Here is a 20,672-nt window from a genome sequence, read left to right as displayed (position 1 = left end):
GTTGCCCTGCTCATCCACGTAGTGGGTAATCTGCGTGATGCGGTATTTACCCACATCGCCCACTTGGTCGTTATCGCTGCCTAAGCCCTTGGCCGTCAATTGCACCACATCCCCAAGCGCCAGGTGGGGGTTGTCGCTGCGGCTCCGCAGCAGCACGTAGGTGCCGGCGCGGGCGTTGCCGGCCGCCTTGGCGGCCTCGCCCAGGGCCTTGGGGTTGTCGGGCGGCAGCACCGGCGAGACGTAAGCCGTCTGGGTAAATAAAGTATGGGATATTTCCTCCGTAACCTTGGCCAGCGGATTGGCCGCCATCCCGTCGGCCTGGGGGCTGTTGCCCTGTTGCCAGTGGCTGTGCACCGTCGGGTCGTAGGCAAACATCGTAACCTTGGAAGGCTGCACCACGGTTTGCAACTGGTAGCCGCCCCAGTAGCCGTCGAGGTGCATGATTTTAGGCGGCGCGTAGACCGGCGCGCCAAATTGCAGCTTTTGCCCGTCGTAGTAGCCCCACTCGTGCGCTTCGGCCAGCAGGCGGGCCAGAAAATCAAAGTTGTTTTCGTTGTACTGCACGGCGTAGGGCACCGGCGTGGCGGCCGTCCGGATGGCATCCCGGGGTAGCAGGTTCATCGCATAGGGCTGCAGCACTTGCTCGATGATGGCGGCCAGCGATTGATTGCGGAACGTGCGCTTCTGCACGCCATCGGCCAGCAGGCACGTGGTGCTGTGCCCCTTGATGGTGACCGAGCCGGTGAAATCGTTGTCGCTGCTCGCCACCATTTCCGTCACGATGCCCACAAAGGCCAGACCGTAAGGGTGCCCCGTTTCGTGGTGGCAAAACGTCAGCGTCAGGCGTTGGCCAATCAGCTCGCTGTGGGTCGCTTCCACAAAGCTGCCCCCGCGGCCAGCTAATTTGTCGAAGGGAATATTGATTTCGAAGTTGTGGTGCGCGTGTACGTCTTGGTGCAAACGCAGGTAGCGGACCTCCGAAATGGGCAGGGCACGCCCCGCCGACTCTACTAAAACTCTAATTTGACGTGGCATAGCTCAAAAGGAAAGATGGAGTAAGGAGAGGAGAGCCGGAGGGCAAAATGGCTCAGCGCAAGGTCGACCAGCGTAGGTAGTTGGGCCATTTGAGCGCCTCCGGCAGCTTGTCGTACTCTTGCCAAGCTTCTTGAAATTTGTTCCAAGCTTCGTGGCCACCCAAAATAGCGGTGGTACCCGGCACGCCGATCAGGGCGGCTATGCGCGCCAGCACTAGGCCTGGTCGGCCGAGAGGCGTGTAGCCATGAACCGTTTCGTACACGTCCTGGGGCCGCAGCCCCCAGCGGCGGAAAACGGCCGCCGTGATGTCGTGACAAAACCATGTGCCCCAGGATGTGGGGTGGGCGTACACTTCGTCTACGCCTTGCAAAACCCGGTTCCACGTCAGCGGAATAGCTCGCAAATCAATCCCGTTGCCGTTGGGCTCCCGGTACAGTGCCGACCCAAGGATATTGCCCTGGAGCGTGCCGGCGTACTTCCCATTGGCGTAAAGGTTGATGGACGAATGGCCTACTCCTTTGCCGACGTTTAGCCGGGCAACCCAGCGCGTGCCGGGCTGGTTGAATGGTTTGAGGTGAGCCACGGCTTTCGCCTTGGTATTGAAAGCATAAAATAGGAGTCCCATAGCGGAGCTGCCAATAGATGAACAAAATGCAGTCCCCGCGCGGCCCGAATGGGCTGAACAGAGGCCCGCCTAGGCGAAAACAGGATTGATTACCTGAATGCCACTGCAATATAGCTTGGTTTCAATCAAAAGCTGGTCCAACAGCTGACAGGCATTGGCAGCCTCACCAACTAACCGCTCGACCAAGCTTGGGGTGGTCCAGTAAAACGGACAGGGGGTTAAGCTGAAGGTGCTTTCGAACTCGCGCTCAAATTGATGCGGTGAGCGATAACCGAGGGTGGAGTGGCGGCGGCTGAGGTTGAAGTAGGCATTGAGTTCCTGCGCGTGGAGGGGATTTCACCAACAGTCAGATTTTTCAGTTGTGGGCAGCGGAAGTATTAAGAATTCTGGCTATCCGCTTCAGCTAGCCCACCTCCTATCACTGCTCAACTTTGATTCCTCTGTCTTGAATAATTCCAAGCCCTTGAGCACGGAAAAATTTGCCCGAGTGCTGCTACCAGGGAGTAAGCTAGCGGTAACTATCCTGTAGCGCGGCCCAAAGAAACTGTAGTGGAGAAGCGCCTCAACAGAGATGGAGAGAATCAGAAAAAATAACTCGTATTGTCTCCACTTTGGGAGAGAATCTAAAAAAATACTTTACTTCCTCTCCATCTTTGGAGACAATACGAATTATTTTTTACGATTCTCTCCAGACTGCTCCTAATGGCCCGCGCCCTTACTCATTCGATTGCCTCCACTTCCCTGCTACTGGCCGTGCGTGCCCATTTCGGTCTCACCCAGGCCGAGCTAGGCCGCTACTTAGGGATGCGGGGTGCCTATGTGGCCCACTTGGAAGCCGGGCGCCGGCGAGCCTCCCCGCACGCCAACCTACGCCTCACCCGCTTGGCGCAGCTCTTACCCCCGCCCAAAGGCCGAGGCCTGGCTGCTCCCCCGGCCCGGGATTTCGCGCTGCCGGCCGCGAAGCCGTTGTTTGGCCCGGAGCTAACGGGGCCGACCACCCTCGCAGCCGGAGCACTCCACCAGCGACAGCGGCAATGTGGGCGCCGCCTGGCTTTGCTGCGGCGCAACCTCCACGTGCTGGCTGGCCGGGCCGCCGCCGAGGAGCGCCGCCGCTGGGCCTTGCCCGTATTGGAAACCCTGCTCGTGCCTACCCCCCACGACCCCGCCGCAGATGCCCCGGCGGAGCGAGCCTACCTGCGGCGCTGGCTCGATGAGCTAGCCGCCTCCTTGCCCGTGGCCCCGGCGCTCCGGCCCGATACCAGCACGGCGCTGGCCCTGCTTCTGGTGCGAATAGCTGCCTTGGAGGCCGAAGTACAGACCTTGACGAGCCTGCTGGCTAAGGCTACCTGAGCTTGTGTGTCACCCACTCAAGTTGGTACTAAAAATATTTTTATTATTTATATACTAATAAAATAAGCACAGCCGTTAGGTGGGAGTAAATCATTTCATTCACTCTTACCCCCAAATCCATGTCGTTTCCCGTTGAGTTAATCACCACCGATGCCGAGGCAGCCTTGCTGCTCGAAAATGCCCAGCATGAGCTGCGCGACCTGAATGTCCGCGAAACGGTGCTCCAGGCCCAGGGCGAGCGCACAAGTGAAAGTGCGGCCGATATCACCGCGGACCTGACGGCCCAGGGCGCCATCATCACGGCCCTGACGCCGGTGGTGAGCACCCTGCCCGCCGGCAGCAAGGCCCGCCTCAACACCGAGGGGGACCTGCGCCGGGCCACCCAACGGCGCGACAACCTGACCGCCAGCCAGCAGCTGCGCGGCGCCGTCGCCGCCCTCCTCCGCGCCCTGGACCTGCGCCAGGTGCAGGCACAAATTGCCGAGGTCAAGACCTTCATCGAGGAAGTAACTGCCCGCCGCGCGACGCTCTAACTAAGCGATTAGTGTAGTACCGCACCAAAAAAGAGGGGCAGCAGCGCTATAGCGCTGCTGCCCCTCTTTTTTGGTGCGGTACGTACGTGTGGCTTTGCTTCATTCGGTCCGTACAGTCTTCTCAAAAATGGAGAAGATAACACGTCAGTTGGTTAGCTGGCTGCGGGGTCGCACTAGCGTGTGTGGACCGTAATCAGCCACTGGCCTTTTCCATGCTAACAGGCCGTCATGCTGAGCTTGTCGAAGCATCTCTACCGCTTTAGTCACCCAAAATTGTTCGGGAGAGATGCTTCGATTCACCGTAAGCCGCGTGCGATAGGATAACCCAATCGGCGCGGCCTAGCCCAGCAATGGGCCAAGCGGGAGCAGGTACCAGGCCAGCGCCCCGCGCCTACCTGCACGGAATCTAGAACTTTATGCCCACTTGAATGCCACCGTAAAGCAGGGCCTGTTCACCTACCTCTTTGGTCAAATCATCTTCCTCATAAATATCCCAAGGGTCAGATTTGTACACCACTTTAGCAATGCCGACTTGAGGTAACACGTAGAAACGCTGTCCTAGGTTAAACTGGTAGCCGGCGAGTCCGGCCAGAAACAAGTCAAAGCTGTCGTGGTCCTGCCCGGTGGTGACGTGGTTGCGCAGGCGGCCGTAGCTGAATAGCTGCGTGAACTCCACGTTAAAGCCTTTGCCAAAATACTGGCGGTAACCTGTCGAGACGGCCATATCCGCAAAATCACCTTCGCCATCGCGCCTTTTTTCCGGGTTGAAATGCAGACCTACCAGCACGTCACCCCGAAGCGCCCCTTTGCTCCAGAGCGTGCGGGTGACTTTAGCATTATACACGCCGCCGGGATAGAGAGGAAATAGCACGTTCGCTTCGGCGCCCCATTTGGGCAGCGTGCTGGCATCAAATGTTTGTGCCTGGCTAGGCAGGGCCAGTAGAGTCGGGAGGACCAATAATATCCCCCGCAGAATGGAGGACTGGGCAGCCGCTGGAGCGACCAGTGATTGGCAGGACTTTAGCAAGGAATACTGCATTTAGAGCGGTGGTTTTGAGATGAAGTAATGCTTCAAACCTACCCAGCCCCTACCCTTGCGGCCAGCCAAAATGGGGTGAATCGTCGTGAGCCTGGGGTGAATCGTTCAAAAATCGGGGTTCAATCAACCGTCGCAAATTGATGTGGTCTAGCAATGGGGATACCAATAGAACAGGTACAAAAAACCTCAAAACATATACTATATGCTTTTACACACCACTACCTGCTCTCTCTTGCTTTATGGCGTAAAACATTGAACCGATGTGTAAGCCTCTACCCAAGGCATTAGAAGTGCATTATTTTACCGTCGCCGCCTCATTAGTGAATACCTCCCACTCGGTCGGACCGCTCCAAGCCTCTGCTCATGCGCCATGAAACTTGCCTGGAAAAGTAGTTCGCGGTTCATTAGCTCGCTTACGTCGCTCTTTCACCGCGTAAAGTTGCTCGTTGGCCCACTTCCTAAATAGATTCATCGTAATTCACACTGCTCCTACGATTAGTCATACTATTTTCGTGAAAATCTCTCACATTCTTCAATTTTTTCACGTTCCCATTATGCAGCTTAAAACTCTACTCTCTTCTCTTGCCGTTTGCTCAATCCTGGGCCTTGCCTCTTGCTCGAAGCAGGAAGCGGAAAAGCTAGACGTCAAAACCGACATCTCGCAAGAGGTACTCAGCCAGATCAAACAGCTGGGTTTTAGCACCCAGGAGGTGCGGCGCGAAGGCAACGATTACGTGGTGGAAAACGACATCCGGCTGACGGCGCAAGACTTGGCCAACGCCAGCACTTCTGAGCGCCAACTGCTGCGGGTGGGAACGTCGGAGCATTACCGGACCACCAATCTGGTAACAGGCCTGCCGCGCGTCATCGGCATCAGCGTGGCTAGTGATTTGCCAACATCTTATGTCGGCGCTTTGGATGAGATGATTCTTAACTACAACAACCTGAAACTGCGGGTTACTTTCAAGCGCGTAACGTCAGGAGCCAACATTAGAATCATTAAAGGTCCTGGTCCAGAAGGGAGCTATTACGGCGAAGCTCAATTCCCGTCTAATGGCAATCCAGGAGGTACGATTTGGCTCAATCCTACTAATATCGGGGCGAATTCCTCTAAGGCAGCTATCGCCTTTACGATGGCACATGAAGTGGGGCACTGCATTGGCTTCCGCCACACCGATGGTGCCGACCGAGCCTATAGCTGCGGGGGCTTGACGACCAATGAGGGCTTTGGCACCGTGGGGGCAGTTCATATTCCGGGTACCCCCACTACACCTGATGCTAATTCGTGGATGTTAGCCTGCTGGAATACTAATGTAGTACGCCCATTCACTGCAAATGACAAGATTGCATTAGAATACGTGTATTAACGAAATCTTAATTCGATAATAAAGATGCCCCTTATCTGCCTCTTCGCTCGGGAAAGAGCGAGGAAGTTGAGTAAGGGGCATCTTTTTCTGACTAGGGTGTGTGGACAGCATGGGTAGTCGTTTTGCCCCATGCGTCGTCATGAATTAACGGAACGCGAATAGAAATTGGTTGAACCGCACACGGTGGGCCGTTTGGGCACGGGTCGCGACAACCGCTTGTCTGGCAATGCGGTGTTCTACCGTGTGCGTACCAGCGTGGCCTGGCGCGACTTGCCCGAGCGGTTTGGGCGGTGAAATGCGGTGGCGCGGCGTTTCCGCCGCTGGGCGCAGGCGGGCGGGTGGGAAATGCTGTTCCACGCCGTGCAGGAGCCCGACTAGGCCTGGGTATTGGTCGACTCGACTACGGCCAAGGCCCACCAAGCGGCCGCCGGGTTCCTATGGTTATTCAGGCTACTTTCGTGGAAATTTCTCATACCCTTCAATTTTTCCACGTTCCCATTATGCAGTTTAAAGCTTTGCTATCTTCTCTTGCCGTTTGCTCAATCGTGGGCCTTTCTTCCTGCTCGAAGCAGGAAGCAGAAAAGCTGGAGGTCAAAACCGACATCTCGCAAGAGGTGCTCAGCCAGATCAGGCAGCTGGGTTTTAGCACCCAGGAGGTGCGGCGCCAAGGGGACGATTACGTGGTAGAGAACGACATCCGGCTGACGGCACAAGACCTGGCCAGCGCCAGCACTTCTGAGCGCCACCTGCTGCGGGTAGGAACAAGCGAGCAATACCGGACCAGCAATCTGGTAACGGGTCTGCCGCGCGTCATCAGCGTCAGCGTATCCAGTGGCTTGCCAGCATCTTATGTCAAAGCGTTGGATGCGATGATTCTTAACTACAACAACCTAAAACTGCGGGTTACTTTCAAGCGCGTAACGTCGGGAGCTAACATCAGCATTGTGAAAGGTCCTGGTCCGTACGGGGGCTATTACGGCGAAGCTCAAGGACCGTCTAATGGTAATCCAGGAGGTACGATTTGGCTCAATCCTACTAATATCGGGGCGAGTTCCTCTCAGGCCGCTATCGCCTTTACGATGGCACATGAGGTAGGGCATTGCATTGGCTTCCGCCACACCGATTACGCTGACCGCAGCTATAGCTGCCCGGGCGGGCCGAGCAATGAGGGTTGGGCCGGCGTGGGGGCAATTCATATTCCGGGTACCCCCACTCAGGCTAATGCTAATTCATGGATGTTGGCCTGCTGGGGTACTAACCAAGTACGCCCATTCACTGCCAACGACAAGACCGCCTTAGAATATCTATATTAACAAGCTCGCAAGAATCGATAAAGATGCCTTTCGTTTGGCCCCTAGCTCCGAAAAAGAGCGAAACAGCTAGACGAGAGGCATCTCCATTACTGATTGGTACAGCCAACTTCTATCACGTCGGGAAGCGTTAATGCTATCCTTTGAATGGCCACCAATTAGACCCAGAAACTGGCCGAAAGCACAGGTAGAGTAAAGCATATCTCATTCGGCTTACCTAGAGCGGTTTCGGAGTGGGTATACCGTAACGCGGACTTTTAGTCCGCGCATCAGCTGGTTAGACGGGCTCGCGGACTAAAGGTCCACGCTACAACGTGGGTGTACACAGACCCCGAAACAGCTCTAGCTCTCCTGGTACTTGTCCGTGGATGTGCACGGCAACCGGAAAGCGGTTGAAACAGCCTCTAAACTAATGCCAAAAACATACTCCAATACTTACGAGAAACCGATAGTGGAGAAGTAGCTTTGTATACCCATTGCCGCAGGCCGGGTGCTATGCTCAATCGGAGCCAGCATCTTTTCCGGGTAACGGTCAGAAGGGGAGCAGGGGTAGACTGCTCTCCTTCGCTTATTTCCCTATTTGACTTTGCATTAAGTATAAAACCGAAAATTTGTGATTAAAACTACTATTGGAGCCTTTTCCTGAAGATGAATGGCTTAGCTGACGCAAAGCTCATGACGATAAAATAAGGAGCCCGATAGGGCTCCTTTTTGGTAATCTTGGTTCGCACTAACCTCTTAATTAAGATTAAGGTTGGTAACAGGTCAGCTGGCCTTTAGAAAAAGTAGGCGGCCCAGAAGCACGGGCTACTGTGCTACGCTAGAATAGCTGCCCACACACTTCGACCCAGTTCTCTTTGGCCCTGAGCTTACCCGGAGGCGCCGTGCAGGCTCGTCTGGATGCCGGGCCGGGTAACTATTTACACTCGCCGGTCGCTCTGCGAGGCACCGTGTAGCTAAAATCGGCATTTTTCGCGGCTGCTTATGAACATAACTTGCCGAGGCTCGATCCTTTCAGCGGCAGACAAGGTCATCGACTTACGCCCTGACTCTCAACGCCGATTAACCCGAAAAGGCACTACGGGAGCTGCCCCGAACCTGAACCAAACGAGTACAACCAATTGATTATTCATAACCGGACAAGTCCACTAAGAAGTTGTTTTCGTAGATGCCCCCCTGAGTTACCCGCTCGGCTTTGGCGAAGCACTGGTTGATACTCGGTGGTGACGGCTCTGGTGGCAACCGCAATTGCAGTGAAGAAGTGACGCAGAAAGCTCCGGCCCATCCTCGACGGGGGCCTTACCAAATGGTAAAAAACGAATGAGCCAAAGTAATTTTATAAAGATACTTATGCCTATAAAAGAATGGCTGCGACGGGGCCATTCAGTATCACCATTCTGTTATTTTTCGGATATTCTCTTCGCTCATTTTGGGGTGCCCAACATTACTTATTTATTTCATAAAACAGGTTGTGAATTATCGTCTACTCAGCATTGACCATCCTTTCATACTCATTCCCAAGGCCTCTTACAGTCGCGCTATCCGACTAAACTCAACTTGTTTTGCTTAGCATGCATCAAGCCCTGGCGTGTCACCCAAAATGGTATTACTTTGCTGGTAGCTTACCTAAAAGCAACCAATGTTCATCGAACCCCGAAGTACGCAAAACGAGCGTACTTCCGCGCAACCGTTTTTCATGTTTCCTCTACTTAGCCCAGCAAGCTCCACACCTTTTGTGTCGGCTGGTTTTGAGCTATTGCTACTTATTGATTCGTGTTGCATGGGCTCTCGCAAAATGTTGCTGTTGCTATCCCTTTTGACCGTAGCCCTGGCCCCTCGTGGGGTACGAGCAGCAGTCTCCCCAACCGATAGTTTGCTGGCGGTGGTGCGTACCTCCAAGTCAAAGCCTCAGCAGGTGCTGGCCCTGCTTGCCCTCAGTCAGAATTACCGCTTGGCCGATTCTACCCGGGCGTACCGCTTCGCTGCGCAGGCGGTTTCGATGGCCCGGCAGTATGTCGATACCTTGGCCGCGCGGGCTTTACTGTCCTTTGGCTCCGCCTACAAAGTGCACGGGCGCTACGACCAAGCGCTGACTTGCTTCCAGCAAGGTTTGGCCAAAGCCCAATCTCTTGGCCAAACGCCTGACATAGCGCAGGGCTACCGGGAAATAGCTAATGCCCAAATGATGCAAGGCCGGTTCCCGGAGTCCCTGGCGGCCTTGCGGGCAGAACTGCCGCTACGGCGCAAATTAAAAAACAACGATAAATTAGCCGGGCTATTCAACAACTTTGGTAACTTATACTATCGGCAGGGAGATTATCCAACCAGCCTACACTATTATCTACTGTCCTTGAAAATAGCGGAGCAGGTCAACGACCTGGCACAGATTGCCTTGACCTCAGCCAATATCAGTGGGCTCTACGCGGCGCAGAAGGACCATACCCATGCGGTAGCGTACCTGGAACGCACCATATCCTTGCACCGAACTCTGCGTGATACACTTGGGCTGGCGGCTCACTTGGCGGATATGGGAAAGCTTTATGCCGATAGTGAAGAGTATCCTAAGGCGCAGCAGTACTTAAAACAAAGTATTCACTTGCGTGAATCACTGGGAAAGAAGAGTAATGTTATTGAGCAAGCAAAGCTCTACTATTACTTAGGGAAGCTGCAGGCCCAACAGAAACAACACACGCTGGCGTTAAGCAACCTAGCAAAGGCTGAAAAGATACTCCGGCCCCTACACCTACCGGCCCACCTACTTGTAGTACGCGCGGCGATGGCCCAAGCCTACCAAGCTACCGGGCAGCCGGGACTCGCGCAGCAAGCCGCGCAAGAAGCCCTGGCCCTGGCCCAGCAGATGGGAGCGAATAACTATTTGGAGGATGCTTACCAAACGCTGGCGGACGTGAGCGCGGCTAATGGCAACTTCGCGGACGCTTACACTTATCGCCAGCGCTATGAGGCATTCCACGACAGTGTATTCAGCGCCGAAAAGGCACAGCAGATAGCAGCTTTGCAGAGCCGCTACGATCTGCGCAACAAGGAGAATCAGATTGTGATGCTCCGTCACAGCGACCAACTGCTGCGCTCGACGGCCCGGGCCCAATACTGGTTTGGTGGGGCGCTGGCTGGGGCGCTGCTGCTGGCTTCACTGCTGGGCATATCGTGGTACCGGCGCTACCACTGGCAGCGCCGTGCCAACCAGCGACTGCAGGCCCAGGAGCTGGCCATTGCAGCCCAAAACGAGGACCTGCGAAAAACGCAGCAGCGGCTACGCGAGTCGCTGGGCGAAAAGGATGTGCTGCTCCAGGAAGTGCACCATCGGGTAAAGAATAACCTGCAAATTATTGCCAGCCTGTTTGCCTTACAGGCCTACGAGCACCCCAACGTACCGTTACTCAGCAAAGCCCTCCAGGAAGGGCAAAGCCGCATTCAGGCCATCGCCCTGACTCATGAGCTGATGTATCAGTCCTCAGACCTGACCCGCATCGAATTTCAGCCTTTTCTGGAAAAGCTCTCGGAATACTTGGCCAAAGCTTTCGCCCATCCCAGCCGGCTGCAACAAGTACCCGCGGGGGTTATTTCTACCCGCGTACCGCAAACGTTTGCAGCAGCTACGCCTGCGGTAAAGGTAGAGGTACATGCGAGCGGCGTACACTTCAGCACGAACACCGCCGTGCCCCTGGGTTTGATTACCAACGAGCTGCTGTCCAACGCCTACAAGCACGCCTTCACCGATGGGCGACCAGGATATATCAAGGTGACCCTCAGCCCGCCGGATGAAAGCGGCTTATTTACACTCACCGTCGCTGACAATGGTGTGGGCCTTCCCGCACGCTTTTCGCTGAAGAGCGCCTCATCGCTCGGCCTGCGCTTGGTAAGCAGCTTGGCCAAACAGCTCGGAGGCACCTTTCAGGCCGAGCACACCCGTAATGGCAGTTGTTTTCGTATCACGTTTCGAGAAGAGGCTGACAACTAACTAATCATACACATTTTTACCAGCTATTATTCAAGAAACTTCTATGAAAACTCGTACGGTGCTTATTGTCGAAGATGAGTACATCATTGCTGAGCACCTGCGGAGCATGCTCTATGGCCTCAACTATATCGTAAAGGCCGTAGCGGGCAGCGTAGCGGAGGCCCTACCTTACCTGCAGCAGACCCCTCTACCCGATTTGGTACTGCTTGACATCACACTGGGCGGTGAGTTGGACGGTATTGACCTGGCCCATCGGCTCCGGGCCATGCACTCGATTCCCTTTGTCTTCATTACCTCGCTGGCCGATGCGGCCACATTGGCCCGTGTGAAGAGCACACGGCCTCATGGCTACGTGGTGAAGCCATTCACACAAAGCACGGTGTACGCGGCACTGGAAATGGCCTTTGCTAATCACGCCGCCGAGCCGGCCGGCGGCGGCGCAGCCCCTGAACCACCCGAGCCGATGGAACCTATGCCAGCGGCTACTCCCGACAGCCTGTTTGTCCGGGAAGGCAACCGCTTCGTTCGCGTGCGGGTGGAGGATGTGCTGTGGGTAGAGGCTGAAGGCAACTACACCTCCGTGTACACCAGTAAGGCCAAGCACACCCTGCTCAGCAGCCTGAAAGAAGTAGCCGAACGCCTCCCCACTCCCACCTTCCTCCGAATCCATAAGTCATACCTGGTCGCGTTGAGTGGAATATCGGCCGTGGACCGGCAGGGCGTACACGTTGGTCAGCACCGCTTGCCGGTAGGGCGGGCTTACCAAGCCGAGCTGATGAAGCGGCTGGGGTTACGGGGCCTGCTCTAGCACGGCCCGGATGATGAGCTACTAGTACCGTAATACCCAGTCTAAGGCCGTTGTTGCTCATTGTCCTGATGTCGTTGGACCAAGCATTTTCGTCGTTGCTCCCATGAAGGAGAACCGGGATTAGTCATGAAAGACCTGGAGAGCCACCTTTGATGTAGCAAAACTGCTAGGTCTCTTCATCTTAATCTTTTTATGAAAACATTCTCTTCTCATTCGCGTCTTTTTAAAGCCACAGCCGGGCTGGCATTTGCTTTATTCTTCAGCTCCGCAGCGAAAGCGCAGGACGTCGACGTTAACGACAACCTATGGCTGACGGGGTCCAACGGCTGGATTTTTCACACGCCGAACGACGGGAGAACAGACTTATACATCGCGTCCGCTCCTAATAAAGTGTCGAACTGGGCTGCTGCTTTTTTCTTTAAAGCAAATGGCAGCTTAGGCCTTGGTACCCAATCTCCTACGGCTAAGCTTCACGTAGTGGGCGTTGGGGGCGAAAATGTTGATTTTCTGACTACAGGTCGGCTTAAAACTACTTCTCCCACGGGAGGGCTTTATATGGGTGACACCAAGTACATCGGCGGGGGCAGCGCGGGAATTCTCGCGTTGCTTAATGGCGGCAAAACTCGGTTGGCCGTGCGGGAAGACGGTCGGGTAGTCATCGGGGATGACGTGAGCGCTGCGGTCGCGGCCACGGGCTATGCGCTGTCGGTGCGGGGCAAGGTGTTTAGCGAAGAGGTGAAGGTGGCGCTGGCCAGCGCTTGGCCCGATTACGTCTTCGCCCCGACCTACCAGCTGCGCCCGCTGGACGAAGTCGGTCAGTTCATCGCCCAGCATCAGCACCTGCCCGGCCTGCCCTCAGCCCAAGAAGTGAGCACCGATGGCGGCATCGAACTCGGCAAGATGAATACCCAGCTCCTGGAAAAGGTCGAAGAGCTTACCCTCTATCTGCTCGAACAGCAAAAAAACCAGGCGCAGCAAGCGCAACAGCTAGCCGCTTTACGGCAAGAGTTGGAAGCTCTGAAACAGTGCAAATAGCTTAGTACTGGCTACACAGAGTATATTGTTTAGTTAGCAGATGGCTTGCTGGGACTGTTTCGATGCAGTTTGCACTTGCGAGTGCCTACTCATTCCCCTATCGCCATGGTCGCGCGGTATCCCTGCTTACCTGATTCCCAGGACTTGCGCCCCACAACCGGACACCATTTCGGACACTAGCAGGGTATCTCAACCCCAACCTGCTCTTCGGCGCGGCCTGCGCGGCCGGTAGCAGCTATTCGACCTGACTAACAAGTCTTTGGGCAATGTAAAACCGTGTCCTACAGCCTTGCATTTTGAAGTGGTGTTAGCGCCTTGGTCTGACTCATCCTGTTCACAACTTTTCCATTCCACTCCAACTCATTTTTCCATGAACATCTTTTCTCGCACTTCGCTCTTCCTTAAAACCGGCATCACGTTTGCCCTCGCTCTATTTTTCAGCCCCCTGGCCAAAGCTCAAGATGTTGACGTCAATGACAACCTGTGGCTGACAGGGTCCAACGGCTGGCTTTTCCACACGCCAAATGATACCAGAACGGACTTATACATCGTCCCCTCTCCCAATAAAGTAACTAATTGGCCGCTGGTTTTCACGTTTAAATCAAACGGCAGTTTCGGCATCGGCACGAATCCTACGGCTAAACTTCACGTGGTAGGTTTGGGCGGTGTTAACATCGACTTTTTAGCCACGGGCCGGTGGAAAACCACGGCCAACGATGGTGGCCTGTGGATTGGGGAGGATAAGTTCATCGGCAGTTCAACGGCCGCGCCGGCTGGCCCTATTGGCATCTACAACGGTGGCAAATACCGCCTGATGGTGAAAGAAGACGGTCGGGTGGTGATTGGGGACGATGTACGCACGCCAGTCGCGGCCACGGGCTATGCGCTGTCGGTGCGGGGCAAGGTGTTTAGCGAAGAGGTGAAAGTGGCGCTGGCCAGCGCTTGGCCCGACTACGTCTTCGCTCCGACCTACCAGTTGCGCCCGCTGGCCGAAGTGGGCCAGTTCATTGCACAAAACCGGCACCTGCCCGGCCTGCCCTCCGCCCAGCAAGTGAGCACCGACGGCGGCGTCGAGCTCGGCAAGATGAATGCCCAGCTCCTGGAAAAGGTCGAAGAGCTTACCCTCTATCTGCTCGAACAGCAGAAGCAAGTGGAGACGCTGAAGAAGCAAGTGGCCGAACTGCAAGCCCACTAGGTGATGGCTTTGTCTCGCGCTAACTCCTGGCCCCCCGGCTCCCCGACGGGAAGTCCTTGGGCACCTCGCTCACCTTTCTCCTTTCAAGCTGTGAAAAGAATTTTCTCATCCACCTGCACCCCCAGCTTCGTCGCGGTGCTATTTATCTGGCTGCTGGGAGGGCTGGCCCCGGTTGGAGCACAAAATTTTGTGCCCGCAGATGGCATCACCATCCAAAATGTTGCTTTTCCCGTCGACAGGAATCTAACGGGGGCCGAAGCACTTGCTCTGCTGAACAATTTTAAAGCGAATTTTCAACTAAGCAATGCCCGGCTGGATGCGTTGCGCCGACAGGCCCAAGAACAACGGGTACTGGTATGGGTAGCGGGCAAACCAGGTGGCGCACCGTTCACACTCAGCGAAACGCAGCTAGCCGAGGCATACACGAGAGTATTCAATCCCACTAACAGGAATACCGTCTATCGCATCAACGGCCTGACCAACACAAACATCGCGACGCAGAGCATCTACGGACAAATTGGCGAGAAGCTCAATCTGCAAGGTACACTTGGCGTGGTGAACTCGGCAGTCGGCGCCGGCAACTGGTTTACGCAACTTATTGGCGGGATATTTGGGGGCACCAACGTGGAAGTGAATCCCCAGATTGCCGGGTCGGGGCTGGGAAAAGTCACGTTCTCCGGGGCCGAGACCGGCAAAGTGATTGCTGGCCTGAAAGCAGGCGCGTTTGTAAATTCGGAAGTAGCCGGGCAAATTCAAGTCTTAAGGGGAAAATTACCCGGCGCATTTGCCGAAGAGGTTCGGCTGAATCGAGCATTGGGGCTATATATTGGGGTAGTAACACCCGCCTTCGGTGGGGGTTACTCGGTTACCGTCCCTTCACTTGCGCAGCAAGATGCGCTGATTAAACGATTCGATCCAAACAGACTATTACCTGACCCCCAAACATCAAAAGCAAAAGGCTTTGGTAAGGATAAGGCTATTTCTGTAGCCTTACCCGAAACGCTGTTTGGCGTGAATAAAACCGTAACGTTTATTGGCTATGGGAATGAGTCATTCAGTGTCACGACAGCGGGCAACCTGGCGACGGCTACGCCAAACTTTGATGTGGCACGCTACGACGTCAAAGTCAACTTTCGATCTGGTGGCAGTCTATCGCTTTATACGGCCAATCTGAACCTGCCCAACTTTGGGGGCGTGGACTTTTCGAGCCTCGATTTAGCGGGACTAGACGTGGATTCGGCCTCGCAAACGGTGCAGTTTTTACTGCGCGGTACCGGCGGCAGCAGCCCTTCCACTCAGGTAAGTTCTGAGGCGGAGAACTACAAGAAAGTGTTCCGCCAAGCCCTGGCCATCCCCAACGCCAACCAAACCGTCAGCCTGGACATTGTCTCGGACGGGGCGGGGGGAATTAAGGGATTTGCCCGCACCGACGCCAACTTCAAGCGTACCGATTTGTGCCGCTACTTCTACGAGGCCGACGTACAACTCAAGAAAGACCTGCTCGCCAACGTCTATGCCGCCGGGCTTTACCGCGACTGGGTTGCGCTGGCACAGCAGAGCCCCTACTATACGGGCGGCAACATTACGAAACTGCCGCTGCCGGCACTCTCCTTGCGTGTGGTCATCGTCCCCGAATTGCCGACTGGCGCGCAAGGCAGCCAGCGTGTATTCCTCGACCAGGCCCGACTCAACGTCAATCGCGACATCAACTACATTACCCTGGACCTGGCCAGCGGCCTAGAGGTAACGGCTGGGGCGAATCGGGCCGCTATTGAAGCCGATCTAAACGCGCGACTGGTCACCTTCCGCACCTTGGTGGAACAGCGCATGACGCAAGCCGTGCAAACCAATGTTCTGGCGCGCCTCAACAATGGCGTGGACGGCTACGCCAACCTACATCGGGTCATTAAAGCTGCGGTGGCGGCCCAGTGGTACAAAACGCTTACTAATCCCGAGAGGCAGTTTGCGGACGTGGTGGATAGCAACAATCTGACGGGCTATGAAACCTCGTCGCCCTTCAACCAAGCGTACTGGGACGACCAAGCCTACCAAGTATTAGGCTCAGAAGTGGTGACCTTACCCAATGGCACCTTCAATGTCACGTACCGCGGCGGGGTCGACTTCAATCGGGTGCGCTTCACCAGCTTGTCGCAGGCCTTAAGTCTGCCGCAGGAAACGGCTCTCAACGGCGCCCAGACCGCGCCCTCAGTAGACGTAGGAAGTTCCCGCTATGTGAGTGCGGGGGGAGTACCGGTGCAGGTACCTGAATTCTCGGTGGCCAGCATTGTGATTGACCCAGTGGACGGGCCGGCCGTGGGTGGGCTGGTGAACCGCGACGTGCGCATCCGCGTGACGGTGCAGAACACGGGGAACGTGGCTGCCACCAATGTGCGCACCGACGTCTACGTGGACCAAGTGACTGGCGGCTCGTCCTCATTGCTGCAGTCGTTTACCATTCCGAGCCTGCCAGCCGGTGGCACAGCTACGATTACGAAGATTTATCAGAGCGCCACGGCGGCCGACTACAAGGCCACGGCCGTGATCAACATTTCGAGCCTGTTTGCGAATCCATTCACGCCCCAGGCGGAGCTAACGCGGGCTAATAACCGCGCCAGCGAGCAGTTCGTTATCTGGCCGGAGGTGCAGGCTGCTATTCTTTACCCCACGAGCGGGGCTGCGGTGCCAGCCAAAAACGTGGCCCTCGTAGCTCAGGTGCCCCGCGACGCAACCGTGGAATGGCGCTCGAACGTGGACGGTGTACTGGGTACGGCAGCCGGCATGGTGGTTCCCCAACTCACGGCCGGCGCGCACACGCTAACCTTGAAAATCACCACGGTTGGGGGGCTGGTCGTGACCAAAACGGTTAACATCACGACCTTCGCCCAGACGGCGCCGGTAGCGGCCATCACAGCGCCGGCCGCCAATGCCACCCTGCTTTCGGGGCAGGTGGTGACGCTACAGGCCACCGCCAGTACTAACGGACCGAATGCGACAACCATTAACCTTTGCGACGCAGGGGCACTTGGGCAGGTGGAATGGTCCTCGTCGCGGGATGGAGCGCTGGGCAAGGGCTGCACCCTACCTACTACACTCTCGGTGGGCACGCACACCATCACGCTCACCGTGCGGAACCAGAGCGACCAGGTTACTACCCAAACAGTAGCCGTGACGGTGGCCGACGGCAGTGCCGCCATCAACGCGGGGGCGGGCCTGACGGCCACTTGCGCGCCCGGCAACCTCACGCTCGACGGCCTGAACCTGAGCAAACCCACCGTATACAGCGGTAGCGGCACGGTTACACTCAAGGCCGTAGCGGTGAACGCGCCAACATCCATGGAGGTATTCGCCAGCGAGGCAGTGGTGCTGCTGCCCGGCTTCGTGGCCAAAGCGGGCAGCCAGTTCCAGGCCTACGTGGCGGGCTGCGCACCCGACATTGCCATCACGGCCCCAGCCAATAACGCGGCACAGCTCTCGGGCAAAATTGTGACGCTGCAAGCCACGGCACGGGCCAGCCAGGCCGGTGCCTACAATACCGACCTGTGCGCGGTTCCCGACCAGGTGGCGTGGTCATCGTCGCTGGATGGAGATTTGGGCACGGGCTGCACGCTACCCACGGCCCTCTCGGTGGGCACGCACACCATCAGGCTCACGGTGACCAATGCGGGCAAAACCAGTACCCGCACTATTACGGTGCCCGTGAGCAGCGGCTCGGCCAGCCTCAATGCCGGCACCGGCCTGACGGCCGCCTGCACTCCGGCCAACCTCACGCTCGACGGCCTCACCCTCACCAATCCCACTACCTACAGCGGCAACGGTACCCTTACTATGAAAAACGTACTCGTGAACCCCAGCACCACCATGACGGTCCATGCAGCCGAATCGGTTGTTCTCCAGCCAGGCTTCACGGCCACTGCTGGCAGCAGCTTCTGGGCCTATATCGAAGGCTGCGAAACGGAAACCGCTGCGCGCGGGACCGAACCAGCCGCCGCCAAGGCCCCGCTGGCCACGGCTCTCGCGAGCCGGCCCGACGAGCCCGTGGTGCATCTCTATCCCAACCCTGCCCAACGGGAATTCATCCTGGAAGTAAACCTGCCGACTGCGGACAAGCTCACGGTGCAGCTGCGCAATATGCAAGGGCAGCTGGTGCGCGTCCTTCAGCGAGAACAGGCCATTGCAACCGGAGCCCAACAGCTTCGCTTCTCATTGAATGGACTGGCCACCGGGCTTTACCTGGTGGAAGTGCGGGGGCAGCACCACTCCTATCCGGCCCAACGACTCCTGAAAACCGAATAGGCCGTTATTTCTGAGCTAACAACGGCCTTCCTGATTCTCGCCTTCGGAGTTCCCGGATACTCTACTTCTTTCCAAGCTATGAAACATCCTGTTTGAAGTGTCAGACTTAGAGTCGATGGGTATCTGGTGTCTGTGACACATTCAGCTTCAGACAACGAAAGCCCTTTTGCTCACGGCTTCACTCAAAAAGGCCTGCTCACGATGAGCAGGCCTTTTTTGCTGACCTAGGGTAGTATGAGACACGTTGCGCAGGCGCCTGCCGCCCCCATGCTACGCGGGCTCGGGAGCGCGAAGGCGTTTGAGGCCAAAAATGAATAAACCAAGGCAATAGCGTTGATGAGCATCCCTTCTGCGTCGTTGATCAATGGATTTGTGTCGTTGGTACATCGCACTATAAATGAAATTCATAAGCGGAATTGAATGAGCAAATTTTGTTTTGGCAACGTTGCCGCTCCTTTTACTTCATCCAATATCCTCTTATCATGAAAAAACTTTTTCTGTCGTTGCTACTGGGCATAGGAGCCTTGTCTAGCGCGAACGCAACCGATTACTATGTCGCCAAGAACGGGAAAGACACCAACGACGGTAAAGTAGGCACCCCGCTTCTAACTATTCAGGAAGCCGCCAACAGAACCCTACCTGGTGATGTGGTATACGTCCGGGCTGGTACTTACACCAACTCCGGCTCGGGTCCGGTCGTCAAAATCACGCGCTCGGGCACGGCCTCGCAGTGGATTATCTACCGTAACTATCCGGGTGAAAACCCGTTGGTTGAGTTCACAAGCTGGCAGGGTTTTCAGGTACAGGATGGCGCCGCTTACATCGAAATCAACGGCTTCCGCATTAAAGGCAACAATAGCAAGCTGACCCTAGCCGAAGCCCGCAATCAGATTGGCAGTTGCAGCAAGCCGGGAAGCCCAACGGGGACATACAGCGGAACCGGGATTGCCGCCGAAGGGCGGGCTGGCCAGAGTACGGCCCAGCCGCACCACCTGCGCTTTCTCAACAACGAAGTCTTTGACTGCCCTCTAGCTGGTATCGTGGGGCTTGAGACGGACTACGTCACCGTTGAAAACAACTTGATTTATAATAACTGCACATACTCCGTCTTCGGCAGCAGTGGCATCTCCTTCCTCAGCAATAAGAACTACAATTCGGCCTCCCGCAGCGACGGCGGCTACCACATCTGGATTCGCAACAACCGCGTCTTCGACAACAAACTTCTCGTGAAATGGTACAACCGCGACACCAACATTTGCCAGGGCATCACGGACGGTAACGGCATCATTATTGACAGGAGTACAGATGATAACTTCGCGGGCAAGGTCATGATAGCCAACAACCTCTGCGTGAACAACGGCGGCGCCGGCATCCAGACCTTTTTAAGCAACAACATTGACATCATCAACAATACCTGCTGCTACAACTCGACGAGCCCGGAACTGAGCAATGGCGAAATCTTCATCAATAAATCCAAGAACATTCTCGTCCAGAACAATATCTCCGTGTCTTCCCCCAACGAGCGGGTCTTCAGCGACGCAATAGTCGCCGACAACGTCAAGTTCGTTAATAACCTATTCTTTGGTCCCACTATCACCCAGTCGGGCACGAGAATTAGTAGCACTGGCAGGATCATCGAAGATGGCACCTACTTCCCCAACAACTCCAGCAAAGACTCCTTCACAGCCACCGTCGAGCTCGGCAGCAACAAGGTAGCCAACCCCTTGTTCAACAACCCGAGTACGGCCCGGACGGCAGACTTCACCCTGAAGACCAGCCCAGCGAGCCCGGCCATCAACGCCGGCGTCAACGACAAGCTCTCGCCCACGGACTTGGCTGGCAACCCGCGCGTGAGCGGCGGCACCGTGGACATGGGCGCTTATGAAACTCCTGCCCCAACCACCGCACCCTGCGGCGTGGCAACGAGCCTGAGCACGTCGGGCGTGAGCAGCACCGGCGCGACCCTGGCCTGGGCGGCCGTCTCGGGCGCCTCGTCCTACAACGTGCGCTACCGCATCTCGGGCACCACGACCTGGACCAACACCACCAGCACCACCGCCAGCAAAGCCCTCACCGGCCTGACCGCGTCGAGCACCTACGAGT

General features: G+C 56.2%; 14 protein-coding genes. 11 read left to right on the top strand and 3 right to left on the bottom strand.

The window, feature by feature from the left end; genetic code table 11:
• Positions 1-1,035: phage late control D family protein (locus WX88_RS24880; protein ID WP_046247144.1), on the bottom strand; the 1,035-nt coding region annotated here is incomplete at its 3' end.
• A 52-nt stretch (positions 1,036-1,087) separates the two neighbouring features.
• Entirely contained in the window at positions 1,088-1,660 is a 573-nt protein-coding gene (locus WX88_RS24875; protein ID WP_046247143.1) for a hypothetical protein, read from the bottom strand.
• Between the two features lie 702 nt (positions 1,661-2,362).
• Here WX88_RS24875 and WX88_RS24870 point away from each other — a divergent pair.
• Together WX88_RS24870 and WX88_RS24865 are read left to right on the top strand one after the other, a co-directional pair.
• Positions 2,363-3,010 carry a helix-turn-helix domain-containing protein gene (locus WX88_RS24870; RefSeq protein ID WP_046247142.1) on the top strand — a complete coding sequence of 216 codons (648 nt, stop codon included), beginning with the start codon at positions 2,363-2,365 and terminating at the stop codon, positions 3,008-3,010.
• A gap of 119 nt (positions 3,011-3,129) precedes the next feature.
• Complete coding sequence (locus WX88_RS24865; RefSeq protein WP_046247141.1) at positions 3,130-3,543, top strand: hypothetical protein; 414 nt, start codon at positions 3,130-3,132, stop codon at positions 3,541-3,543.
• 406 nt (positions 3,544-3,949) lie between these two features.
• Here WX88_RS24865 and WX88_RS24860 read toward each other — a convergent pair whose 3' ends face one another.
• Positions 3,950-4,582: a hypothetical protein gene (locus WX88_RS24860; protein ID WP_156176417.1), complete on the bottom strand. Its 633-nt coding sequence runs from the start codon at positions 4,580-4,582 to the stop codon at positions 3,950-3,952.
• 512 nt (positions 4,583-5,094) lie between these two features.
• Between WX88_RS24860 and WX88_RS24855 the strand changes: the two genes are divergently transcribed.
• The 9 genes from WX88_RS24855 to WX88_RS28320 form a co-directional block, all read left to right on the top strand.
• Positions 5,095-5,949: a M57 family metalloprotease gene (locus WX88_RS24855; protein WP_231590787.1), complete on the top strand. Its 855-nt coding sequence runs from the start codon at positions 5,095-5,097 to the stop codon at positions 5,947-5,949.
• 165 nt (positions 5,950-6,114) lie between these two features.
• A complete protein-coding gene (locus tag WX88_RS29150) occupies positions 6,115-6,243 on the top strand; it encodes a transposase (RefSeq protein WP_082116297.1) in 129 nt (42 codons plus the stop codon).
• A gap of 251 nt (positions 6,244-6,494) precedes the next feature.
• A complete protein-coding gene (locus WX88_RS24845; RefSeq protein WP_231590786.1) occupies positions 6,495-7,262 on the top strand; it encodes a M57 family metalloprotease in 768 nt (255 codons plus the stop codon).
• A gap of 1,693 nt (positions 7,263-8,955) precedes the next feature.
• The gene (locus WX88_RS24840) at positions 8,956-11,238 is read left to right on the top strand and encodes a tetratricopeptide repeat-containing sensor histidine kinase (RefSeq protein ID WP_231590785.1); all 2,283 of its coding nucleotides are present in this window, start codon (positions 8,956-8,958) and stop codon (positions 11,236-11,238) included.
• Between the two features lie 43 nt (positions 11,239-11,281).
• Entirely contained in the window at positions 11,282-12,046 is a 765-nt protein-coding gene (locus tag WX88_RS24835) for a LytR/AlgR family response regulator transcription factor (protein ID WP_046247136.1), read from the top strand.
• 192 nt (positions 12,047-12,238) lie between these two features.
• Positions 12,239-13,081, top strand: a complete 843-nt coding sequence (locus tag WX88_RS24830) for a hypothetical protein (RefSeq protein WP_046247135.1) — start codon at positions 12,239-12,241, stop codon at positions 13,079-13,081.
• Positions 13,082-13,451: 370 nt separating this feature from the next.
• Positions 13,452-14,276 (top strand): hypothetical protein, encoded by an 825-nt coding sequence (locus WX88_RS24825; RefSeq protein ID WP_046247134.1) that lies wholly within the window; start codon positions 13,452-13,454, stop codon positions 14,274-14,276.
• Between the two features lie 90 nt (positions 14,277-14,366).
• The gene (locus tag WX88_RS24820; RefSeq protein WP_046247133.1) at positions 14,367-18,569 is read left to right on the top strand and encodes a 3-coathanger stack domain-containing protein; all 4,203 of its coding nucleotides are present in this window, start codon (positions 14,367-14,369) and stop codon (positions 18,567-18,569) included.
• Between the two features lie 482 nt (positions 18,570-19,051).
• Positions 19,052-20,672, top strand: a 1,621-nt coding sequence (locus WX88_RS28320; RefSeq protein WP_052733084.1) for a right-handed parallel beta-helix repeat-containing protein, incomplete at its 3' end; no start/stop codon positions are given.

The organism is Hymenobacter terrenus (assembly GCF_000972495.1).
GTDB lineage: Bacteria > Bacteroidota > Bacteroidia > Cytophagales > Hymenobacteraceae > Hymenobacter > Hymenobacter terrenus.
This window is presented reverse-complemented; position numbering and strand designations above follow the sequence as displayed.